Origin of the sequence: Kribbella sp. NPDC023972 (assembly GCF_040639075.1) — a bacterium.
In the GTDB taxonomy this organism is placed as follows: Bacteria; Actinomycetota; Actinomycetes; order Propionibacteriales; family Kribbellaceae; genus Kribbella.
On record NZ_JBEZZH010000001.1, the window covers coordinates 483,931 to 506,274 of the forward strand.

Consider the following 22,344-nt stretch of genomic DNA (forward strand, 5'->3'; position numbering starts at 1 on the left):
GGATCAGGACTCGACGCGCTTCTTCAGCCCCTTGAGGGCCGTGTCGATGATGACCTTCTCCGCTTTGCGCTTGAGCATCCCGATCATCGGGATCGCCACGTCCACGGCCAGCCGGTAGGTCACCTCGGTCCCTTCCGCGCCCAGGTCGCGCAACACATAGGCGCCGTCCATCCCCTTCACCATCTTGGCCTGCACCAGCGTCCAGGTCACCTCATTGCGGGACCAGGTGTAGTCCAGGGTGTACTCGTCCGAGATCGCCCCGGCGTCGACCTTGAACCGGACCTGCTTCGGCCGGCCCGCCTCGTCGGTGGACAGCACCTCGGTCTCCCGCATCGAGTCGGCCCACTCCGGGTACGCCGCGAAGTCCGCGATCACCGTCATGATCTCTTTCGGGGTCGCGTTCACCACGATGGTCGAGGTGGTCTGTTCCGCCATCGATTCACCTCTTCGCTGCCGGGCCGGGACGTGCTGTGACTTCTGCAGGGACTGCCGCGGGTCGATTCCCTCCCCGGAGACTATCGCGGGATCGGAACCGGTACGCCGCTCGCCCGCGGCGCGGCCCGCTTCGACTTCGTCCTTGAACGCCCAGAGCCGCTCGCGGTACTGCGCGACGTACCTCTCCCGCAGTCTGGTCAGGGCCCGGCCGCGGACCGGTTTCGCCGGGTCGACCCGCAGGTACCAGTGCACGACGACCCCGTCCCGGACCTGCTCCAGCCACCACTCCGCCGTACCGATCGCTGCGCCGGTCACCGCCCAGCGGACGCCCTCGAGGCCGCGCCGCTCGGCCGGCGTCAGGGTCAGCTCCGGCCACCACTCGCGCCACAGGGTGTCCGAACCGAGCCGCTCGGCGACGTAGTCTGGATCAGCAACGACCAGGTCGTCGCAACTGATGTCGAGCGTGGGCATTGCTGAGGGGCACCTGTTCCTTGGGTCACATCAACCTGGCTACTTCTGGGTAGGTGACTGTAGCGTGCGCCGGACGTCGACAATTCGTGACCGACTGAGGAGACGACGCGGATGCGTGAGTACACCGTTCCTGCTGTGACCGAGCCACCCACCGGCAGCCTGAGCGACCCGGTCTGGGCGAACGCGTCGTCTCATCCTGACACCGCCGTCTTCAGCCGCCGCGTCGGGTCCGGCGCAGGGGGCGGCTGGCTGGACATCTCCGCCGCCGAGTTCGCCCGCCAGGTCACCGGCGTGGCGAAGGGCCTGATCGCGGCCGGCGTGAAGCACGGAGACCGGGTCGCCCTGCTCAGCGCGACCCGGTACGAGTGGACCCTGGTCGACTACGCGATCTGGAGCATCGGCGCCGTCACGGTGCCGATCTTCGAGACCTCGTCAGCGTCCCAGATCCAGTGGATCCTGACCGACTCCGAGGCGGTCGCCGCCGTGGTCGAGACCGCCGCGCACGCAGCGGTGGTGGAGTCCGCCCGGGCCGAGGCGCCGGCGCTGCAGGAGATCTGGCAGTTCGAGGCCGGCGCGGTCGAGGAGCTGACCGTGCTCGGCCAGCAGATCACCGACGTCGAGTTCGACAAGCGCCGTACGGCGGTCGTGCCGACCGACCTGGCCACACTGATCTACACCTCCGGTACGACGGGCCGGCCGAAGGGCTGCAAGATCAGCCACGGCAATTTCATGGACGAGCTCAACCCGGCCGTGAAGGTGCTGGACGACCTGTTCGACGTCTCCGGCGCCAGCACGCTGCTGTTCCTGCCGCTGGCGCACGTGTTCGCCCGGATCATCCAGGTCGGTTGCGTGATGATGCGGGTCAAGGTCGGCCACAGCGCGGACATCAAGAACCTCGTCGACGACCTGGGCTCGTTCCGGCCGACGTTCATCCTGAGCGTGCCGCGGGTGTTCGAGAAGGTGTTCAACTCGGCCAGCCAGAAGGCGCACTCGGCCGGCAAGGGCAAGATCTTCGACGCCGCCGCCGAGACCGCGATCGCCTACTCGCAGGCGCAGGACAAGGGCGGTCCCTCGTTCGGGCTGAAGGCCAAGCACGCGCTGTTCGACCGGCTGGTGTATGCCAAGCTGCGCGCCGTCCTCGGCGGCCAGGTCCAGTACGCCGTGTCCGGCGGCGCGCCACTCGGTGACCGGCTCGGCCACTTCTTCCGCGGGATCGGCGTACCGGTGCTGGAGGGTTACGGCCTGACCGAGACCACGGCCGCGGTGGCGGTGAACCTGCCCGACAACATCCGGATCGGCACGGTGGGCCGTCCGCTTCCCGGTGTGACGGTCGGTGTCGCCGACGACGGCGAGCTGTGCTTCAAGGGTGGCCAGGTGATGCAGGGCTACTGGAAGAACGACGACGCGACCGCGGCCGCGATCGACGCGGACGGCTGGTTCCACACCGGTGACCTGGGCGAGTTCGACGTCGACGGGTTCATCAAGATCACCGGGCGGAAGAAGGAGATCCTGGTCACCGCCGGCGGGAAGAACGTGGCGCCCGCCGTCTTGGAGGACCGGATTCGCCTGCACCCGTTGGTCAGCCAGTGCATGGTCGTCGGCGACGGCAAGCCGTTCATCGCCGCCCTGGTCACCATCGACCCCGAGACGATCGTCGCCTGGGCATCCGAGCGCGGCAAGCCGACCGACGTACCGTCCCTGGTGGACGACGCCGACCTGATCGCCGAGGTCCAGAAGGCCGTCGACGAGGCCAACGACGCCGTCTCCAAAGCCGAGGCGATCAAGAAGTTCGTCATCCTCCCGAACGACTGGACCCAGGAGAGCGATGAGCTCTCCCTCAAACTCTCCCTCCGCCGCCACATCGTGATGCGCAACCACCAGTCCGACATCGAGGAGCTCTACGCCAAGTAGGGGTCTCGGACGACGCGTTAGCGGGCGGGTACTGAAGATCGTCGAGGGCGATCGTCGCTTGGGTCCGGTCGCCGTACTGGATCGAGGAGACATCGTCGTGAGGCCAGTAGAGAGTCGTGTCCTGATGCCACGGGTGGTCGCGTCCGCCCGTCCGCCGTCGGATGTGAGCGGCCCGTTCGTGTGTGGGTGGAGCGCCGTCGGTGAGTGCGCGGTCGTCCGGGTCGCCGGACAAATCGACCTCGCCACGGCGCCGGCGTTCGACACCGAACTAAGGCACGTGATCACCACCAAGTTGCCGAAGCTGGTGGTGGATCTGCGGCGGGTGACCGCACTCGAGCCGGCCGGGATCGACGTCCTTGCGCAGGCCCACGACCTCGCTGTTGAGCATGGTGGATGGTTGCGTACGTCCGGGGCCGCGACGTGGCTGGCCGACCTGCTGCGGACCATCGCGCCCAGGCACTACCCGACCTTGGCCGAGGCACTTCCGGCGTACCGACCGCTGGTCTGAAGTGCCCGACGGGCCAGCAGGAGCGTGACCGTCGTGCCGAGGATGCCGGCCATTGCGATGGTGAGGTTTGGTTTGACGAAGGTGCCGACCAGGCCGGCGAGAGCGATGCTGAGGCCTTGGATGGCCATCAGGCCGCTGGTCTGGAGGGTGAAGAGACGGCCCCGGTACGACGGGTCGACGATGGCGAGGATCATCGGGTCGATGGCCTGGTTGAAGGCGTAGCCGGCGCCGGAGATCGCGAGCAGGACCGCCGCCAGCGGGACGGAAGGCGTTGCCAGGAAGGCGATCGCGGGGACCTGGCTGGCGATCAGGAGTGGCACGACGAGCCGTCGCCGCGTGGTAGGGGTGAACCGCGCGGCGACGAGCTCGCCGAGTACTGTGCCCGCCGCGTAGCCGGTGAAGAGCGCGCCCGCGGACGCGGCGGCCGCGCCGGTCTGGGCGGTGTAGGCGACGGCCAGACCGTCGGGGACCGAGGAGAAGGCGGGCGCGATCCAGGTCAGCAGGACCAGGTTACGGAGCCGCCTGGTGGTGAAGAGATAGCGGAGACCGGCCAACGAGTCGCTGACCGTGTTGCGCTGCCGCTCACCCGCCGGCGTGTACGGCGTACCGACGCCGATGAGGACTGCGGACAGCGCGAACGTGACGACGTCCAGCGCGAGCAGCCAGATCGGCCCGATCGCGGCGACGGCGATCGCCCCGAGGGCGAAACCGGTCAGCACGGTCAGCTGACTGATTGCCCGAAGCAACGACCGGCCGATCGGGAAGAGGTCGGCCGGGAGCAGGTGCGCGAGGCTGGTGACGCGGGCGCCGGCGAAGATCGGCGCGATGATCCCGGTCAGCAGCAGGAGCCCGAGCAGTCCGCCGACCGGTAGATCCGGGATCAGCATCAGGCCGATGCAGACCGCGCTGAGCAGGTCGCACACCACCAGCACCCGGCGCGCCGGGAAGCGATCCGCGATGGAGGAGAGCACGATCCCGCCGAGCGCGTAGGGCAGGAACGAACACACCAGCACCAGGGCGGACAGCAGTGGTGAGCCGGTCCGCTCGAACACCAGGATGGACAGTGCCACCTGAGCCGCGACCGTCCCGAGCATGGAGACGGTGTGAGCGAAGAAGATGCTCCGCATGCCGGGGAGGCGCAGGACGGCCTGGTAGTTCCTCACCTCACGAGGGTGTCCGGTCTGACGAGGCCCGAGTAGACTTTTGGTTGTGGCCGAAAGTTCCGGGCGATGACCGTTCTGCGGTTCACCCACAAGGATGCGCTGCGCTGCCGGTTCGGGGCTTCGCCGTTGTGGGAGACCATGTCGGCCGTGCGGGTGCTGCATGGATCCAAGCACCGGCCGCTGTACTCGCCGTGGGTAGCGGCAAAGACTGAAGCGGCGGCCAAGCTGGACCTGCGCGGGTTGAAGGCAGTGCAACCCCGCGTCGGCTTCACACCGGATTTCCTGACACCGCCACCCAAGGCGTCCCGGGCGAAGTTCACGACCGAGATCGCCCGGGTACGCAGTACGCCGCTCGAGCAGGTGCGCACCGAGCTGATCCGGTCCCGCGACGAGCTCGACAACCCGGGCGCACCGGAAATCAACCGGATGCTGCAGGACCTGGCCGGCACCCGGGAACGACTGGCCGACGAGATCGAGAGCGCATGGACCACTCTGGTCAAGCCGGACTGGCCGCTCATCAGCCGCGTCCTCGAAGACGACATCGCCTACCGCGGCCAGCAGTTCACCGGGGGCGGCCTGGCGGCTCTGTTCGACGACCTGCACCCGACGCTGACCTGGGAGGACGACCGCCTCATTGCGACCCGCTACCGCGAGCCGGACCGCGAGCTCACCGGACAAGGCGTCCTCCTCGTCCCCGGAGTGTTCGCCTGGCCGCACCTGGTGATGGTGGTCGACCCGGCTTACCAGCCCACAGTGGTCTACCCCGCTCGCGGTGCCGCCCGGCTCTGGTCCGACGCCCCCGCTCCCCCGGATCCGCTGGCTCGTCTGCTCGGCCGTACTCGCGCAACACTGCTGGTCGCCCTGGACCCGCCGGCCACGACCAGTGCGCTCGCCGCGCAGTACGGACTGGCCCTGGCAACAGTTGCCGAGCACCTGGCCGCGCTGTACGACGCTGGGCTCGCGAGCAGGCGACGTACGGGGCATCAAGTGCACTACCGACGTACCGAGGTAGGACAAGCGGTCATCGACGCTTCCGTTGGTTAAATGCACTGGTGAACAGCACACGTCACACGCGCAGGTGGCCGGCTTCGCTGGCGGTGGTTGCGGTACTGATCCTGCAACTGGTCGTGCCGACCGAGATCGCCGCACTGCCGCGGTGGATCATGCCAGTGCTCGGGGCGGCGCTGCTACTGCCGCTGGTGTGGACCAATCCGTTCCACCTTCGTCGGGACGAACCCTGGCTGCGGTGGGTGGCGTTGGTGCTGCTCGCCGTACTCGTGCTCGTCAACGCCCTGTACCTGACCGGGCTGATCTTCTACCTGGGTTCGACCGAGGCGAACGACGGCCTCGTGCTGGTGAAGGCCGCGCTGCTCATCTGGGTGACGAATGTGGTCGCGTTCGCGGTCTGGTACTGGGAGGTGGATCGGGGTGGGCCCTTCGCCAGAGCGCCCGAACACGAGCGAGAGGCGGAGCGGGCCGACCTGCTGTTCCCGCAGATGACGGTCGACCTGCCGGGCTGGGAGCGCTGGCTGCCCGGATTCACCGACTACCTGTTCGTCGCGTTCACCGCGGCGACCGCGTTCAGCCCGACCGACACGATGCCGCTGACCGCGCGGGTGAAGACGCTGATGGGGATCCAGTCGGCCGTTTCGCTGCTGACCATCGCGGTGGTCGCGGCCCGCGCGGTGAACGTGCTCTGATCGCTGCCCACGGCACCGTACGATCATCGGCTCTCGGCGACCGACTCTTGGCGGCCGACTGAGAAAGGCTCTCGACAGAGATGTAATGGGCATGAGAACGTTATGCGCATGTCAAGCACGAAGTCGGTCGGGCTCGGTTTCGCCGTGTTCTCGGCGATCACGTTCGGTGGTTCCGGACCGTTCGCGAAGGCGCTGATCGGGGCCGGTTTCACCCCTGAACAGGCCGCCTGGCTGCGGATCCTCGGCGCCGCCGCACTGCTCATTCCGCTCGTGCTGATCTTCCGCGGGGTCAGCGGCCTGCGCGCCGCCCGGTCGTCGTGGCGGCCGCTGGCCATGTACGGGCTGACCGGGATCGCCGGCTGCCAGACGCTGTTCTTCATCGCGGCCAGCCGGCTGCCGGTCGGGGTCGCGCTGATGCTCGAGTTCACCGGGCCGGTCCTGGTGGTCGCGTGGCTCAAGTTCGGCCAGCGCATCGCCGTACCGCGGTCGGCCGCGGTCGGGGTCGGGATCGCGCTGATCGGTCTGGCGACCGTGGTGGAGATCTGGTCCGGACTGAAGCTCGACCTGGTCGGCCTGATCGCCGGGCTCGGTGCGGCCGCGTGCCAGGCGACGTACTTCATCCTGATCGACAAGCTGACCGGCGCCGCGGATCCGCTCGTGATGACCGCGGCCGGCAGCGTGGTCGGCGCGGTGGTGCTGACCGCGGTCTCGATGCCGTGGGGTATCCCGTGGCACACGCTGGTCGAGACGATGGCGATCGGCGACCGGTCGGCGCCCGGTTGGGTGCTGGCCGGCTGGCTGATCGTCGTCAGCACGGTCGTCGCCTACCTGGCCGGCGCCGCCGCGGTGCAGCGGCTGTCCGCCGCCGTGGGCGGTGCGGTCGCGTACGTCGAGGTCGTCGCCGCGAGCGTCTTCGCCTGGATCCTGCTGAACGAGACCTTGCGGACCAACCAGATCATCGGCGGCGTGATCGTACTGGCCGGCGCCTTCGTCGCCCAGTCCTCCGTCGGCAAGGTCGCTCCCCCGGAGATCCCGGACTCCGACACTCCGGAACCCCGCGCCGCAGACCTCGATCCCGCCCGCACCTGAGTGACGGGTGGCGCCCCGGGGTGGTAGCTGCCGTTCGGCACTTCTCACCCCCGTCGGGCTCTGCCCGCACCTGCCCGTTGTCTTACGGGTGAGAAGCACCGAACGTCAGCGATTGTGACGAGGGCCTCGGCTAAAGCGAGGGTTGCAGGAGGGAGTCGACCAGCTCCCTCGGCAACCCGTGGGTCTCGTGCAGGTACTCGTAGTCGGTCTGGTCCAGGGACTTGTGGAACCGTTCGTGGCTGAGGACCTTGCGGCCGCGGTCGAGCAGGTTGCTGAACCGGATCTCCTCGTCGATCAGGATCCGGCGGACCAGCGTGACCAGCTCGCCCTGGTGGAAGTGGTTCAGCGTGTGCTCGAACAGCTCCAGCGGCAGGTCGGACAGCGTGCGTGAGTCGTCGTCGCGCCACAGGATGGTCAGCACCCGTCGGATGAGCCGGCGCAGCACGTACCCGCGGCCGGTGTTCGACGGGTGCACACCGTCGCCGACGATCACCATGCTGGACCGCAGGTGGTCGATGACGATCCGCTGCGACTGCTCGTCCAGCCGCCACAACCCCGGAACGATCCGCATCCACGGCTCGAACAGCGAGGTCTCGTAGACCGAGTCCTTGCCCTCCAGCAGCATCGTCAGCCGCTCCAGGCCGAGCCCGGTGTCGATGTTGTATTCCTTCACCCCACCACGCCCGTCGTTCTGCTGCAGCAGCGGCTCGAGCGATCCGTCGTCGAGGCGGCGGTAGCGCATCATCACGTGGTTCCACACCTCGACCCAGCGCTTGTCCGTGCTCGGCGTCCCCTCCGGGTCACCCTCGCCGGTCCAGACGAAGATCTCCGAATCTGGTCCGCACGGGCCGGTCGGGCCGTTCGACCACCAGTTGTCGTCGGTGGTCAGCTCGATCGGCAGGCCGAACTCCTGCCAGGTCCGCAGCGACTCCTGGTCCAGCGGGACCTGGCCGTCACCGCCGAACACGGTCACGTACAGGCGGCCGGGATCGATCCCGAAGCCCTGGGTCATCAGCTCGTAGCCCCAGCGCAGCGTCTGGCTGCTGCCGTAGTCGCCGAGCGACCACGAGCCGAGCATCTCGAACACGGTCAGGTGGGTCGGATCCCCCACCTCGTCGAGATCGGTCGTTCGCAGGCATCGCTGGATGCCCACGAGTCGTCGTCCCAGCGGATGGGGTTCCCCTTCCAGGTACGGCGTCAGTGGATGCATCCCCGAGGTCGTGAAGAGCACCGGATCACCGAGCCGCGGGATGAGCGTGGAACCGGTGGTCGGAACGTGGCCGCGGTCGAGGAAGAAGTCGATGAAGGTCCTGCTGATGTTCATGGTTCTGGTCCTGTCTGTGCAATGACCGGAACCAGACCACCGGGATCGGAAACAACAACACCGGCGAACCGTTTCCGGTCGCCGGTGGGAGGTAGAGGATGTCAGGCAGCGGCAGCCGGAGAGCGGGAAGCTCGTACGGCTGCGACAAGTCGGAACATCCGATGCATGTCGGCCAGAGTACACGACTCCACAGCCTAGATGTCCAGCAATTCCCTCAGCACGGCTCCGCTGCGTGACCACGTCCAGTTCTCGCGGACCCAGGCGCGGCCGGCCGTGCCCATCGTCTTTGCCCTGGCCGGATGGGTGAGGAGGGCAACGAGCCGGGCGGCCACGGCCGGTGGGTTGTACGGGTCCACCAGGTAGCCCGTCTCACCGTGGCGGACGGTGTCCTCGGCGCCGCCGGAGTCGCCGACCACGACCGGTTTGCCGGTGGCAGACGCCTCGAGCGTGACGATCCCGAGCGCCTCCGGCTCGAGCCCGAACCGCCGGGTCCGGCACGGCATCGCGAAGACGTCCGCGGCATCGACGTACGGCGGAATGTCCGCCCAGGGCACCGGCCCGGTGAAGACCACCGACTCGCGGACGTGCAGCGCCGATGCCAGCCCTTCGAGTCGCTCCCGATCCGGGCCGCCGCCAACGAGAAGGAGCATCGCGGACGGTACGGCAGCCAGCACCCGCGGCCAGGCACGGATCAGCGTGTCCTGCCCCTTCCGCGGGATCAGCCTGGACACGCACGCGACCACCGGCTCGTCTCCGAGGCCGAGCCGCTTGCGGACCTGCTCTCCCCCGCATCCCGGGAAGAAACGCTCGGTGTCGACCCCAGGCGGCAGCCGCCGCATCCGTCGTACCGCCGCCGGTGAGAGTGCGGGCGCGATCCGGTCCGCGCACCAGGACGACACCGTGGTGACCGTGTCGGCCGCGTCGCCGATCCGCCGCAGCGCCTGGCGGGCACCGGGCACAGCGGCCCACCACGTCTCGTGCCCGTGTGTCATGGCGACGATCCGCCGCGCCCCGGCCCGTCTGAGCGCCGGCCCCATCAGGCCGAGTGGCGCGGCCGCACCGAACAACACGCGATCCGCGTTGTGCTCCCGCATCAGCCGTACGGCGTACTTCGTGGTCCGGGGTGTTGGCAGCAGGGTCGTCGTGCGGTCCCGGACCACGGTGAACGGCAGTTGGGCGTCGTACGACGTGTGGCCAGGCGACCGGGAGGTGTAGACGACGACGTCGGGCAGCTCGTCGCACAGGGAACGGACGAACGTCTCGATCCCGCCCTGGCGTGGCGGGAAGTCGTTGGTGACGACCAGGACGGTCATCGCCGGGCCAACGGCGGAACGGACGTACCGTGCTCGGCCGCCCAGGCCCGGCCCATCGCGATCCGCTCGGGTGAGGTCGGGTGGCTGGCGAACATCCAGTACCGCCACCAGCTCGGGTTCAGACCGGAGATGTTCGTCACGGCGAGGTCGTGCTGCATGGCGATGAAGTCGCCCGGATCGTTCGTCAGCCTCAGCGAGTGGTAGTCCGCCCGGGCCTCGATCTGGCGGCTGACCAGATTCTGCACCGGCGCGGCGAGCGTCGTACCGGCCACGATCAAAGCCAGGAGCAGCGCGGTCCGGCGCGGGTCGGACATCCGTGCCCCGAGCAACAATCTCAGCAGGGTGATCGCGAAGGCCGCCCCGAGCACGCCGATCAAGGTGCCGTGCAGGACGTCGTCCTCCGCGGCATGACCGAGCTCGTGCGCGACGACGAGCCGGACCTGGGCAGGTGGCGCGTCCCTCAGCAGGGTGTCGTAGACGACCAGCCGCCGGGTCGAGCCCAACCCGGAAACGTAGGCATTCAAGGCGGTTGTGCGCTTGGACGCGTCCGCGACCAGGACATCCTTGACCGGTACACCGTCGTCCGCGGCGAGCTTCATGAAGTCGTCGCGCTGGGCTCCGGCCGGCATCGAGGTGAACTCGTTGAACCGCGGCTCCACCAGGACCGGATACGCGTACGAGACACCGAGCACGAGCACCGCACCGGCGATTGCCGCAGGCAACCACCACCAGCCGCGCCAGCGTTTCGCCAGGCCGATCAGGCCGACCGCGATCACGGCGAGCGCGAGCGACATCAGCAGCCAGTTCACCGCGCGGTCGCGGGTCCACAGCCCCCAGTCCTGCACCGAAAGGCCGTACTTCCGGGCGACCCGCTCGGCCATCACGTCAGTCGGCACGGTGACCACGCTGGTCAGCAGTCCGAGACCGGCGACGAGCAGCGGTACGGCGAGGTACCAGCGGCGGATGCGGATCGCGTCGTAAAGATGCCGGCCGAGCGGGCTGAAGCCGATCACCAGCGGGACCAGCACGGACAGCACCCACGAAGTGGTTGACCATGGCAACAGCTCGTGCCGGAACGCGTTCTGGCGAGCGATCTCGGCGGAGGTGAAGTCCAGAGTCGCGTCAGGCGCCGGCAGGTCGATCAGATGCCAGGGCGTGGTGCTGACGATGACGAGAGCCAGAGCTGCGGCGAGTACGACGGCGGCCACACGTGGTACCCACCGTGCGACCGGATCAGACACCGGCGAGCCTCTTCAGGTACTGCTGCCACTCGGCGACGAACTCCTGCTCGGTCATGCCGAGCACGGACTTGAAGGCGTCGGCCAGACCGGTCGGGCTTTTCGACGCGTGCACGGCCCGGTAGAACTTCACCAACTTGCTCTGCCCCTCCCGCTCGGCGATCAGCCGGCAGGCGAGCCAGGCCGACTCGTAGGCCTGGGGCAGCTCCGCCGACGACGCGGCGAACGCCTCGGGCGCCGGCAGCGCGGACGGTACCTTGCCCGCGCGGATCGCCTTGAACAACTCCTTCGCCGCCGACTCGTCCTGCACGGGGACGGCGGTGAACGCGACGTAGTCGGCAAACCCCTCGGCCAACCACAACGGAACCGGCGAGGCGGTGGCGGTGGACGCGACGTGGGTGGTCTCGTGGGTCAGCACGATCCGGCGGCCCTGCTTGCCGAGCTCATCGAACAGCTTCGGGTTGGCCACGATCCGCACCGGCGCGCCGACAAGCGGGGTGTCCAGCTCGGCCATCGTGACGGCGGCGATCTGGGTGTAGGTGTTCGGCTGCGCGCCGAGCACGTACTCCATCTGGGCCTGTTTGGCCGGCAGGTAGACGATGACCTTCTGCCGCCAGCTACGGCCCCAGACCTTGCTGACCGACTCGACCGCACGATCGGTGACAGAGACGTAGCTCTTCGCGTCCGCCTCAGAGTCCAGGCTGATCACCAGGCTGTGGTCGCCCTTGGCCACGTCGATCGGGCCGAGCGCCCAGATCGGCCGCCGCTGACCGGCCACGAACCGCTCCGAGAACGAGGCGGCGTACGTCGTGCCGTCGCGGGTGACGAAGGTGACCGGCAAGGTTTCACGGGCCGGTTTGGCGTCGTACCCGGCGAGCTGCCAGGAGACCTCGACCTGGGCGAGCCACGACTCGGAACCGCCGAGCTCCGCCTGGCGGTCCGGGGTGAGCGCACCGGTGTCGTCGCTGACGTAGCGGAGCTGGAAGCTGCCGATCGGGAGTTTGCCGAGATTCGAGAAGATCGTCCGGGCACTCGCGCGGAACGCGGTCGACTCCGGGTCGACGGTGGCGAGGAACGCCGACCGGTTGTCGTCGGCGACCGCCGCGGCCATCTTCTGCAGGACCGCTCCGCCGACCGTGGCGCGCCGTACACCCTCGGCCGCCTCGTCCGGCGTCGTCGAGGTCTGTGGGGACTGTGCGATGACCGGAGCGTTCGGATCGGCCGGTGCGTCCGCGATCTGACGGAGACCGGCGTACCCGGCAGCCGCGACCAGGCAGACGGCCACGCTGAGCGCGACCTTCCGCACGAGCGGGCCGAACGTGGGCGGGACGCGGCGCCCGCCATCCGTGGTGCCGGCGGTTTGCGGGCGGTCGTCGGCGGACGGTACCGCCGGCAGGGGCACTGTGTCGCCCTCTTCGTCGATCACCTCGGCCCCTCGCTGCTCACCTGCCCCAGTCAGGCGGGACACTACGTGCCTCCTCTGACAGTAGAGCACTCGGACGGTGGTGAAACGACTCGGCTCCGGGGGGTGAGACCCCGGAGCCGATGAGTAAGCCGTTCGGTTCAGCCCGGACGGACCGCGGTGTTGTACGGCATCAGGTCGATCGGGTCGGTCTTCACCGGCTTGCCCGGGCGGCTCGCGTGCACGATCCGGCCGTTGCCGATGTACATCCCGACGTGGCTGATCGGTGAGTAGTAGAAGACCAGGTCGCCCGGCATCAGCTGGCTCTTGCTGACCCGGCGGCCCTCGCTGGCCTGCGCCTTCGACGAGTGCGACAGGGATACGCCGGCCTTGCCCCAGGCGTACAGCATCAGGCCGGAGCAGTCGAACGAGTTCGGGCCTTCGGCACCCCAGACGTACGGGTCGCCAAGCTGCGCCATCGCCGTTTGCACCGCGATCCCGGCGCGGCCGTTGGCCGGCACCGGCAGGTCGTCCACCCGGTCGCCGTCCCGGCTCGGGCGCTCGTCCCGGGCCTCCTCGGCTTCCTTGTCGTTCTCCGCCTGGATCCGGGCCCGCTCCTCGTCGCTGAGCTTGTCGAGCACCTTCTCGGCGGCGTCCAGGTTGGTCTGGATCTGCTTCTTCAGCGCGTCCTGCTGCGCCTGCACGGCCTGCAGCGCGGACAGCTCGGTCTGCTCACTGGCCTGCAGGTCGGTCAGCTTGCCCTGGGCCTGCTGGTAGCGGCGGAGCGCCGAGTTCTGCTGGCCGGCGAAGGCCTGGGCGGTGGAGGCCTGGCTGAGGAACTGGTCGGGGTTCGTCGACAGCAGCAACTGGGCCGTCGTCGTCATCCCGGAGGTCTGGTAGCCGGCGACCGCGAGCGAACCGATCTGCCGCTTCACCGCGTCCACCTGGCCCTGCTGCTTGGCGATGGCGGCCTGCAGAGCCTTCACCCGGGCGGATGAGGCACTGATCTGCCCGCGCAGGTCGTTGGCCGACTCACCGGCCTGCTCGGCCTTGTGCTGCAGCGCGGCGACCTGCTTCTTCGCCTGCTCCAGGCTGGGTGCCGGATCAGCCTCCGCGCCCGTCTGGATGAAGAACACCCCAGCGGCGACAGCCGTGCTGGTGATGGCGGCGAGGGCGATTCCCTTGGTGCGGTTGATGCGTCCGATGGACACAGCCCGGTCGGTCCCTTCCTCTGCTCGCGCCGTTCCCCATTGACCACGCCGGCCACAGCGGAACTACGCTGCGGGACCTGGCGGGTCACCCATCGGCTTCGTGCTGCCCGGTCGGTCTGATCGGCCGACGCCCTGAGGCAACGAGAGGTAACAGTAGTGACCGTTTCGTGACCAGTGCAATTCGCCCCCCGGGTTTGATCGAAAATTAACGTCCGGTCACCCCAGCCCAACGACCGTTTCGCCTTCGTCGTCAGGGGTTTCGGGGTTGATGCTGCTGACAGCGTGGACGAGGCGCAGTGGTGGCACCAGGCCGGACTCGGCCAAGGCGTCCAGCGCGGCCTTCTCGTCGTCGTCGATCCGCAGCGTGCCGGCCCGTTCCGCGGAGCTGGTTCGTTCGGTGGAGAGGGCCAGCACCACCGTGACCACGCAGTCCTGGCAGCCCGGACCTCTCATCACACAAGCGTCGCAGTCGATCAGCACAACGTCCTCCAAAGTGGGGAAGCACCCGGACTTGCATCCGGCTGAGAAGGACGCTAGAGGGCGGCTCCGACAGTTTGCGGTCAGGAGCGGGCGATCCTGCTGATCAGAGTGGTCGCGGACAGTGCCCGGGCACCCATCGTGATGATGCTGTCGGCAACTTCGCGGTCGGTGGAGACGACCACGACCGGGCGGCCGGGCGGCTCGGCGCGGACCAGTTGCCTGATCACCTCGTCGGCGATGACTCCCGCCGGGCTGAACCGGACGCGTACCCCGCGCGGCGGATTCAGTTGCACCGGGCCCGAAAGCTCGGCGCCGTCGAAGACCACGGTCACCTCGATCCGACGCTGCGCTACCAGCGCCCCCAACGCGGTGACGAGTCGCTGACGCTGCGAGTGCAACGGCGAGTTCGGCCATGCGGTCTTCGTCACGTTGTAGCCGTCGATGATCAGATGCACCTGCGGCAACGACAACAACTCGTCGAACAACGCCGGGTCGTCGTCGGGCGCAGTACGCCCGACGGGGGCGGCCTCAGGCTCCATCCCGGCCACGGTGTCGGCGGGCCTGAGCTCTCCCCCGGGTGGCAGCGCCAGCTCGCGGCGGAGCCCACTCGCTGCCTCGAGTAACGTGTCCAGAAGCAGTCTGGTCCGCATGGAGGCGAGTTCGCGTTCCTGTCCCGCCGTACGCCGGGCTGCGTGTTCGACCGCTTCGAGTTCAGTGATGCGGGCGCGGAGTTTGCGCAGCTCACGGTCCACTTCGGCGCGCGCGGCGTCGACGCGTTCGTCCGCCGTCGCCGCCTCGGTGGTGCGCTGCTCGAGCTCGCTCTGCAGACCGCTGATCCGCTGGCGCGCCTCGTTGAGCTTGCGCCGTAGCGTGACGTTCTCGGCCTTCAACTCGTTGACCTGTTCGCGAAGCCGTTCGCGGACCTGCCGGGTCTCGGTCCGCGCCTGGTCGAGCTGGTCGGCCAGCCTGCTGACTGCCTCCTCGGAGGCGGCGCGTGGCGCCTCGACCGGCACCTGCACGGCGGCCGCGGCGATGTGCCGCTCCCAGTCGTCCGGGCGGAGCAGGTAGGCCAGTGCCGCGACCTCCACCGGGTCCGCGGCCGGCACCGGTACTCCCTCGGCGACCGCATCACCGAGCTCCGGGTGCTCCCGCCGTACCTGAAAGGCCGCCAACCGGCGGAAATGGTCGTCGGTCTCCAGGATCGGCCCGAGAACGGACGCCGAGAGCTTGGCCCGTTTGGCCGGCGCGAAACTGGCGAACCGGCGCAGCGGCGGCGGGATGTCGGAGGCCGGCAACTGGCCGAGAGCCTGCGCGGCGAGGGCGAGAACCCGTTGCCGGACGGGTTCGGGCAAGGAGGTAGCGGCAGAGCTCGCGGCGGTGCCTGCCTCAGTCACCGGTCCGCAGTCCGGCCCTGGCGACGGTCTGGCAGACAGCGCTCAGCCAGTGACGCAGACCACAGCGAGGCGGCACGGGTGCCGTATTCGCGGTGATCGCCTGTGTACGCATACACAGAGCCTAGTCGACTCCCACGCGTGTCACCTGCGGAATTGTCGGTGCCGGCTTTTAGCGTCGTTGCCATGACCAGCCCGGCTCCGGACCAGCTGACGCCGATTCGTGGCGTCCAGCCGAGTTTCGACGACCTCGGTACGCCGCTGCGCGACATCACGTTCTGCGTCGTCGACCTGGAGACGACCGGTGGCGCCCCGGGTGAGTCCGGGATCACCGAGATCGGCGCGGTCAAGGTGCGGGGTGGCGAGGTGATCGCCGAGTTCCAGACGCTGGTCAACCCGTCCGAGCCGATTCCGCCGTTCATCGCCGTACTGACCGGCATCACCAACCTGATGGTTGCCTCGTCACCCCGGATCGAGTCGGTGCTGCCCGCGTTCCTCGAGTTCGCCCAGGGCTGCGTGATGGTCGCGCACAACGCGCCGTTCGACATGGGCTTCCTCAAGCACGACAGCCTGGTGCACGGGTACGACTGGCCCGACTTCGCCGTCGTCGACACCGCGTTGCTGGCCCGCCGGGTGATCACGCCCGACGAGGCGCCGAACTGCAAGCTCGGCACGCTGGCCAAGCTGTTTCGCGCCACCACGACGCCGAACCATCGCGCGTTGTCGGACGCCCGGGCGACCGTCGACGTACTGCACGGACTGTTCGAGCGCGTCGGGTCGCTCGGCGTGCAGACCCTTGAGGATCTGCAGACGTTCTCGGCCCGGGTGGCGCCGGCCGTGCGGGCGAAGCGGCACCTGGCCGAGACGTTGCCGCACGCACCGGGTGTGTACCTGTTCACCGACGACCGCGGCGAGGTCCTGTACGTCGGCAAGTCGAAGGACCTGCGGAACCGGGTCCGCTCGTACTTCACCGCGTCCGAGACCCGGACCCGGATCGGCGAGATGATCGGCATCGCCACCGGGGTGCGCGGGATCGAGTGCGGTACGTCGCTGGAGGCCGAGGTGCGCGAACTGCGGCTGATCGCGGAGCACAAGCCGCGGTACAACCGGCGGTCGAAGTTCCCGGAGCGGCAACACTGGCTGAAGGTCACCGTCGAACCGTTTCCTCGTCTGTCGCTGGTGAAACAAGTGCGCGACGACGACGCCGGGTATCTCGGCCCGTTCAGCTCGCGGAAGACGGCCGAGCGGGCGATGGCGGCGCTGCACGAGGCGTTCCCGATCCGGCAGTGCACGGCGCGGATGTCGCGTCATCCACAGCTGTCACCGTGTGTGCTGGCCGAGATGGGCCGGTGTGTGGCACCGTGCGACGGGCGGATCTCGATGGATTCGTACGGCGAGTTCGTCACGTCGCTGCGGACGGCGCTGACGGTGGACCCGACCCCGGTGGTCGAGGCACTGGACCGGCGGATCGACCTGTTGTCGGCGGACGAGCGGTTCGAGGATGCCGCCGTGCACCGGGATCGGTTGAGTGCGTTCGTGCGGAGCTCGGCGCGGATGCAGCGGATGGCGTCGGTGACGGGCTGCGCGGAGATCTGTGCGGCGCGGCGGACCGAGGACGGCGGGTGGGAGTTGCACGTGATCCGGCGGGGGCGGCTCGCAGCGGCGGGAATCAGCCCGCGGGGGACGGATCCACGGCGGTACCTGGACATGCTCCGCGCCTCCGCCGAGACCGTCCTGCCCGGCATCGGCCCGGTCGCCTCCGCCTCCCCCGAGGAGATCGAGCTCGTCCTCCGCTGGCTCGACCAGCCCGGCATCCGCCTGGTCGAAATGGACGGCACCTGGACCTGCCCCGTCTCCGGCGCCGGCCGCCACCTGACCCGCCTCGACAACGCCCACTCCGAAGCACACCAGCACCCCACCGACCGCCGCCGCCGACTCCGCCCCCTAGGCCCCGCCCGAGCCAGCTGACCCCCCCACGCCCGACCATCTGAGCGCACCACACCAGCTGTTGGGCGCCCGGGCGGCTCAGTCGATGAACTGGTAGTCAGCTGTGATCCGGCCGTCCGGGGCGAGGAGCAAGACGTCCGTGCCACCGCCGACCGCCTCTCCGCCACCTGCGGGGACCATCACCCAGCGGAGCTTCACCATGTCCCGTACCACCTTCACCACCCCCTCCCGCCGGAACTCGAACTCCCCCGGCCGGACGAACTCGTCGTACGCCCGCGCCACCCGCCGTACCAGCGCCGCATGCCCCCGCGCCTCGAACGTCGCGGCGACGTCGAGCTCCTCCGCGCGCTTCACCGCCTCCTCGGGCGGTTCGAGCAGGTGTACGCCGTCCTCCGTCCACAACGCCGCGACCGCCTTCGAGCGCGCGTCGGCATCCGGCTCGTTCCACACCGCCGCATAGCGATCGGCCAGCTCCTCGGCCACCGCGTTCTTCCTGTCCTGCAAGGTTCCTCCTCCAGCATGAGCGACCCGATGCCGCCCTGCCTCGACCTTGCCGACCGCAACCGTCACCGGACAATTCCCTCCCGGGAATCACCCGGACTGTCGGTGCCGTGCGTTAGACAGGACGCGTGCTGACCAAACCCCGCTCAACCGACCTGTCCGCCGGCCTCCGGCTGTGGCGACAACGTCGGCGGGTGAGCCAGCTGGAGCTGGCCATCCGCGCCGGCACCACCCAGCGGCACGTCAGCTTCATCGAGAGCGGCCGCTCGCTCCCCGGGCGCGACATGATCATCCGCCTCGCTGAGTCGCTCCAACTCCCCCTGCGCGACCGGAACGCACTTCTGCTGGCCGGCGGCTTCGCACCGGCGTACGACGAGACGCCGTACGACGACCCGGGCCTCGAAGCGATCCGTACTGCGCTGACCGGGATCGTCGAAGGCCACCGCCCGTATCCGGCAGTCGTCATCAACCGGCGCGGCGACCTCGTGCTCACGAACCGATCGTTCGACGCTCTCATCGTCGGCGTGGCGACGTACCTCCTTGACGAGCCGGTCAACGGCCCACGCCTGCTCCTGCACCCGGACGGCCTCGCACCCCGCATCGCCAACTTCGACGAGTGGTCCTGGCACGTGATCGACGCACTCACCCACGAGGCCGCTCAGAACCCAGACCCCGCGGCCGATGCGCTGATCGAGGAGCTGACGACCCTGGTCCCACCACGTCCACCGGCTGGGCCCGGTCACCTGGGCTTCGCCGTACCCCTGCGGTTGAACTCCGAGTACGGCGAACTGCGGCTGATCACCACGTTGACGCGGTTCGGTACGGCGGTCGACGTGACCGTGTCGGAGTTGCGGATGGAGGCTTTCCTCCCCGCGGACGAGCCGACCGCGAAGGCGCTCCGCCTGCTCGACCCGGCCGCACCGGGCTGAGTGGTGGAACGGCCGGTGGCGGTCGGTGCGTCGTACCGGCGTCCGTCGTACCGGCGGAGCCGGGGTTGGGTGCGGGCGGCACTATGCTTCAGCGGGTTGAGGTGTGATTCGAGGAGAGGACGGCATGGTCACCGCGATCGTGTTCATCAAGGCCGACGTCGCGCGGATTCCGGAGGTCGCCGAGCAGGTGGCGGCGATCGAGGGTGTCAGCGAGGTGTACTCCGTCACCGGCGGGCTCGACCTGATCGCGATGGTCCGGGTCGCCCACCACGACGACCTCGCCACCGTGATCCCGGAGAAGGTGAACCGGGTGGCCGGCGTACTGAGCACCGAGACGCACATCGCCTTCCGCGCGTACTCGACGCATGACCTGGAGGCGGCCTTCAGCCTGGGTCAGGAGGACGGTGTCTGAGGGCTGGGAAACCGCGGTCCTGCTGACACGAGCTGAAGTTACGGTGAGCGCATGAGCAACCCTCCCGCGGGCTGGTATCCGGACCCAACCGGCCAGCCGAACACCATCCGCTGGTGGAACGGGAAGCAATGGACCAACCGCACCGAGAAGGAAGACCTCTCCAACCAGCCGACCCCGGCACCAACTGAGACCGAAGCCACACCTCAGCCGACCCAAGCCGAGTGGTCCCCCCAATCAGGCTGGACCTCCCCCTCCAACCAGCCGACCACAAGCACGCAGGCCGGCGCGTCCCAGGCTGCGGGACCGCACAGCGGCGGGTCACAGACTGGTGGACCACAGGCTGGTGCGACGGCCCAGGGCGGTGAGACGGCCCATGGTGGTGAGACGGCCCAGGGTGGTGCGTCGGCGCAGGCTGGTGCTTCTCAGGGTGGTGCGTCGGAGCAGGATGGCGACGAGGCTGCTCAGGGTACGGCGGATGACGCGGGAGTTTCCCCGTTCGAGCGAGCACGAGCCACCTGGGGTGCGCCAGTGATCGCACCGGCACCACCGGAGCACTGGACGCAGCGACCGGTGCCGACCGAGCCGGTCGACGAGCCAGCCCAACCCGCCCCACAGCGGACCCAGCAGACCGGCTGGACCCTCAAACTCGCCCCGACCCCGCAGGAATCCGCCGGGGGCACGACGGACGCCGCCGACGCAGCCGCTCACGCCGCGGGCGCCGCTGCCTCAGGTGCGGCAGCCGGCGCGGAGGATTCGCAGGGCTGGTCAGCTGTCACCTGGACCCAGCCCCCGAGCGCACACCCCACCGAGGCCCAGGCACAGCAGGCCGTTCCGCAGTCCGATGACGCCGCGACACTCGCCGATGAGCCCACCCAGATCCAGGGCGTCGACCTGGACCAGCAAGGCGGCTGGGTCGCGCCCACAGACCACGAGCCGCTAACCCCGCAGACCTCGGCCACCCAGTCCGGCCAGATCCAGCCCCAAGCCGAACCGCGGGACGCAAAGTCCCAAGCCCACCAGTCCTGGGGCATGCAATCCGGCCAGCACCACACCCAAGGCCAGCAGTTTTGGGGCACCGAGTCCGGCGACACTCAGGCCCAAGGCCAGCAGTCCTGGGGCACCGAATCCGGGGAGCCCCAGGCGCAAAGCCAGCAAGGCTGGGGCACCGAGTCCGGCGACCCCCACGCGCAAACCCAGCAAGGCTGGGGCACCGAGTCCGGCGACCCCCACGCGCAAACCCCGCAAAACTGGGGCGTCCAGGCGGACGACGAACCTACGCAGCTCCAACAAGCGTGGGTTGAGCCAGACGAGCCGGCGGCGCACGACCAGCAGCCACGCACTGCGCAGGCTGGCGAACAGCACACCCAAGCCCAGCAGCCGTGGGGCGTCCAATCCGGTGACACGCAGTCCCAGGACCAGCAGGCCTGGGCTACGCACTCCAGTGGCACGCAGCCCCTGGGCGAGCAGTCGTCGGGGATGCCGTCCAATGAAGCTCAGGTGCAGGGCCAACAGGCGTGGAGCCTTCAGCTTGGCGAGGAGCAGCAGGGCTGGGGCCTGCAGCAGCCTGGCGATGCGGGCCAGACACAGGCTGGCTCTAGCCAGCAGGTAGGCCTCGGGCAGCAACAGATTCAGCAGGGCCCGGACCAGCTGACTCAGCAAGACCAAGCGCAACTCCAGCAGAGCCCGGGCGCACAGGCCAGCGAGCAGCAAAGCTGGGGCCTGCGGTCCGGCGACCAGAACGAACGTGAGCAACCGTGGGGTGCGCAGCACCAAGGCGACGAGCCCACGCAGGTGCCCCACGCCGATGGTCCACAACAGACCGGCACTCCTGAGCAGAACAAGCAGCACTCGGACGTGACGCAGTCCCCCGCCAGCGCCGAACAGACCCACCAGAGCTGGAGCGTGCAGCAAGGCGCGGCCGAAGGCAGCCAAACCCAGCCGCAGTGGGGCGCGCAGCAAAGCACCGGCGACGGCGCCCAGGCTCAGCAAGGCTGGGGCGTGCAGCAAGGAACCGGCGATGGTGACCAGACTCAGCAGAGCTGGGATGCGCAGCAGGCTGGGAATGGCGCTGGCCAAGACCAGCAAGGCTGGGGCGTGCAGCAAGGCACGGCCGGCGGTGACCAGGTTCAGCAAGGCTGGGGAACACCGCCGGCTGGGAGCGAGGCTGATCAAGGCCAGCAGGGCTCGGGCGTGCAAAGCACCGGAGGTGCCGACCAGGCTCAGCAGAGCTGGGGCGCGCAGCAGGCCGGGAACGAGGCTGACCAGAACCAGCAAGGCTGGGGCGAGCAGCAAAGCTCGGACGAAGGCAGCCAAACCCAGCAGCAGTGGAGTACGCAGCAAAGCACCGGCCACGGTGACCAGGCACAGCACGGCTGGGGAACACCGCAGGTCGGAAACGAGGCTGACCAGGGCCAGCAGGACTGGGGCGTGCAGCAAGGGACTGGCAGTAGCGACCAGGGCCAGCAGGGTTGGGGCGTGCAGCAGGCTGGGAATGGCGCTGGCCAAGACCAGCAGGACTGGGTTGTGCAGCAGGGCACGGCCGGCGGTGGGCAGGCACAGCAGGGCTGGGGAGTTCCGCAGGCTGGAAACGAGACTGAGCAAGACCAGCAGGGCTGGGGTGTGCAGCAGGCGGGTGGAGCGCAGGAGCAGCAGGCCTGGGGTGGGCAGGCTGGGGATGAGCAGGCGACTGCCAATCCGTGGCAGGCGATTGATGAGCAGTTGCGAGCCGGCAACGGCTGGGGGCAAGGCTCTGGCGATGGGCAGCAGACGGCTGCTGGGGGTGGGACAGCCGGTGGGCAGCCCGACGCCGGAGGTGCCTGGGGTGCTGGCGAGCAGCAAGCCGCAGCCAGCGCATGGGGTGAACAAGGCGCTGACCAGCCGACCACAGGCCAGGGCTGGGGAAGCCCCCACGGCTCCGGC

The 22,344-nt window shown here is 69.1% G+C and carries 19 protein-coding genes; 8 read left to right on the forward strand and 11 right to left on the reverse strand.

Annotation, left to right across the window (positions count from 1 at the left end):
- Nucleotides 1–3: 3 nt before the first annotated feature.
- On the reverse strand, nt 4–906 hold the full coding sequence (locus tag AB0F43_RS02170; RefSeq protein ID WP_360469384.1) for an SRPBCC family protein: 903 nt from the start codon (nt 904–906) through the stop codon (nt 4–6).
- 111 nt (nt 907–1,017) lie between these two features.
- Here AB0F43_RS02170 and AB0F43_RS02175 point away from each other — a divergent pair, with 111 nt between their 5' ends.
- Entirely contained in the window at nt 1,018–2,817 is a 1,800-nt protein-coding gene (locus AB0F43_RS02175) for an AMP-dependent synthetase/ligase (RefSeq protein ID WP_360469387.1), read from the forward strand.
- Between the two features lie 97 nt (nt 2,818–2,914).
- Complete coding sequence (locus AB0F43_RS02180; protein WP_360469390.1) at nt 2,915–3,325, forward strand: STAS domain-containing protein; 411 nt, start codon at nt 2,915–2,917, stop codon at nt 3,323–3,325.
- Here AB0F43_RS02180 and AB0F43_RS02185 read toward each other — a convergent pair.
- Nucleotides 3,277–4,488 carry an MFS transporter gene (locus AB0F43_RS02185; RefSeq protein ID WP_360469392.1) on the reverse strand — a complete coding sequence of 404 codons (1,212 nt, stop codon included), beginning with the start codon at nt 4,486–4,488 and terminating at the stop codon, nt 3,277–3,279. The genes AB0F43_RS02180 and AB0F43_RS02185 overlap by 49 nt on opposite strands.
- Nucleotides 4,489–4,554: 66 nt before the next feature.
- Between AB0F43_RS02185 and AB0F43_RS02190 the strand changes: the two genes are divergently transcribed.
- The 3 genes from AB0F43_RS02190 to AB0F43_RS02200 all read left to right on the forward strand — a co-directional run bounded on the left by AB0F43_RS02190 (nt 4,555) and on the right by AB0F43_RS02200 (nt 7,277).
- On the forward strand, nt 4,555–5,532 hold the full coding sequence (locus AB0F43_RS02190; protein ID WP_360469394.1) for a DUF5937 family protein: 978 nt from the start codon (nt 4,555–4,557) through the stop codon (nt 5,530–5,532).
- Nucleotides 5,533–5,540: 8 nt separating this feature from the next.
- Entirely contained in the window at nt 5,541–6,188 is a 648-nt protein-coding gene (locus AB0F43_RS02195; RefSeq protein WP_360469396.1) for a hypothetical protein, read from the forward strand.
- Nucleotides 6,189–6,296: 108 nt separating this feature from the next.
- Nucleotides 6,297–7,277: an EamA family transporter gene (locus AB0F43_RS02200; RefSeq protein ID WP_360469399.1), complete on the forward strand. Its 981-nt coding sequence runs from the start codon at nt 6,297–6,299 to the stop codon at nt 7,275–7,277.
- A gap of 130 nt (nt 7,278–7,407) precedes the next feature.
- Here AB0F43_RS02200 and AB0F43_RS02205 read toward each other — a convergent pair whose 3' ends face one another.
- The 7 genes from AB0F43_RS02205 to AB0F43_RS02235 all read right to left on the reverse strand — a co-directional run bounded on the left by AB0F43_RS02205 (nt 7,408) and on the right by AB0F43_RS02235 (nt 15,597).
- Nucleotides 7,408–8,601, reverse strand: a complete 1,194-nt coding sequence (locus AB0F43_RS02205) for an alanine--tRNA ligase-related protein (RefSeq protein ID WP_360469402.1) — start codon at nt 8,599–8,601, stop codon at nt 7,408–7,410.
- A 194-nt stretch (nt 8,602–8,795) separates the two neighbouring features.
- Complete coding sequence (locus AB0F43_RS02210; protein ID WP_360469404.1) at nt 8,796–9,914, reverse strand: glycosyltransferase family 4 protein; 1,119 nt, start codon at nt 9,912–9,914, stop codon at nt 8,796–8,798.
- Entirely contained in the window at nt 9,911–11,155 is a 1,245-nt protein-coding gene (locus AB0F43_RS02215; RefSeq protein ID WP_360469407.1) for a M48 family metallopeptidase, read from the reverse strand. Before AB0F43_RS02215 ends, AB0F43_RS02210 begins: the two co-directional genes overlap by 4 nt.
- The gene (locus AB0F43_RS02220) at nt 11,148–12,620 is read right to left on the reverse strand and encodes a hypothetical protein (RefSeq protein WP_360469410.1); all 1,473 of its coding nucleotides are present in this window, start codon (nt 12,618–12,620) and stop codon (nt 11,148–11,150) included. The genes AB0F43_RS02215 and AB0F43_RS02220 overlap by 8 nt, the downstream gene beginning before the upstream one ends.
- Before the next feature lie 95 nt (nt 12,621–12,715).
- Entirely contained in the window at nt 12,716–13,765 is a 1,050-nt protein-coding gene (locus AB0F43_RS02225; protein ID WP_360469413.1) for an NlpC/P60 family protein, read from the reverse strand.
- A 216-nt stretch (nt 13,766–13,981) separates the two neighbouring features.
- Entirely contained in the window at nt 13,982–14,218 is a 237-nt protein-coding gene (locus AB0F43_RS02230; protein WP_360469416.1) for a hypothetical protein, read from the reverse strand.
- Nucleotides 14,219–14,325: 107 nt separating this feature from the next.
- The gene (locus tag AB0F43_RS02235; protein ID WP_360469418.1) at nt 14,326–15,597 is read right to left on the reverse strand and encodes an NYN domain-containing protein; all 1,272 of its coding nucleotides are present in this window, start codon (nt 15,595–15,597) and stop codon (nt 14,326–14,328) included.
- Between the two features lie 225 nt (nt 15,598–15,822).
- Between AB0F43_RS02235 and AB0F43_RS02240 the strand changes: the two genes are divergently transcribed.
- Nucleotides 15,823–17,604 carry a DEDD exonuclease domain-containing protein gene (locus AB0F43_RS02240; protein WP_360469421.1) on the forward strand — a complete coding sequence of 594 codons (1,782 nt, stop codon included), beginning with the start codon at nt 15,823–15,825 and terminating at the stop codon, nt 17,602–17,604.
- Nucleotides 17,605–17,661: 57 nt separating this feature from the next.
- Here the strand turns inward: AB0F43_RS02240 and AB0F43_RS02245 are convergent, their stop codons facing one another.
- Nucleotides 17,662–18,087 carry a hypothetical protein gene (locus AB0F43_RS02245; RefSeq protein ID WP_360469423.1) on the reverse strand — a complete coding sequence of 142 codons (426 nt, stop codon included), beginning with the start codon at nt 18,085–18,087 and terminating at the stop codon, nt 17,662–17,664.
- A 125-nt stretch (nt 18,088–18,212) separates the two neighbouring features.
- Between AB0F43_RS02245 and AB0F43_RS02250 the strand changes: the two genes are divergently transcribed.
- Together AB0F43_RS02250 and AB0F43_RS02255 are read left to right on the forward strand one after the other, a co-directional pair.
- A complete protein-coding gene (locus AB0F43_RS02250; protein WP_360469426.1) occupies nt 18,213–19,013 on the forward strand; it encodes a helix-turn-helix transcriptional regulator in 801 nt (266 codons plus the stop codon).
- A 124-nt stretch (nt 19,014–19,137) separates the two neighbouring features.
- On the forward strand, nt 19,138–19,425 hold the full coding sequence (locus AB0F43_RS02255; protein ID WP_360469428.1) for an Lrp/AsnC ligand binding domain-containing protein: 288 nt from the start codon (nt 19,138–19,140) through the stop codon (nt 19,423–19,425).
- 936 nt (nt 19,426–20,361) lie between these two features.
- On the opposite strand, the gene AB0F43_RS02260 is transcribed toward AB0F43_RS02255, so the two are convergent.
- Entirely contained in the window at nt 20,362–22,170 is a 1,809-nt protein-coding gene (locus AB0F43_RS02260) for a hypothetical protein (protein ID WP_360469431.1), read from the reverse strand.
- Nucleotides 22,171–22,344 lie beyond the last annotated feature (174 nt).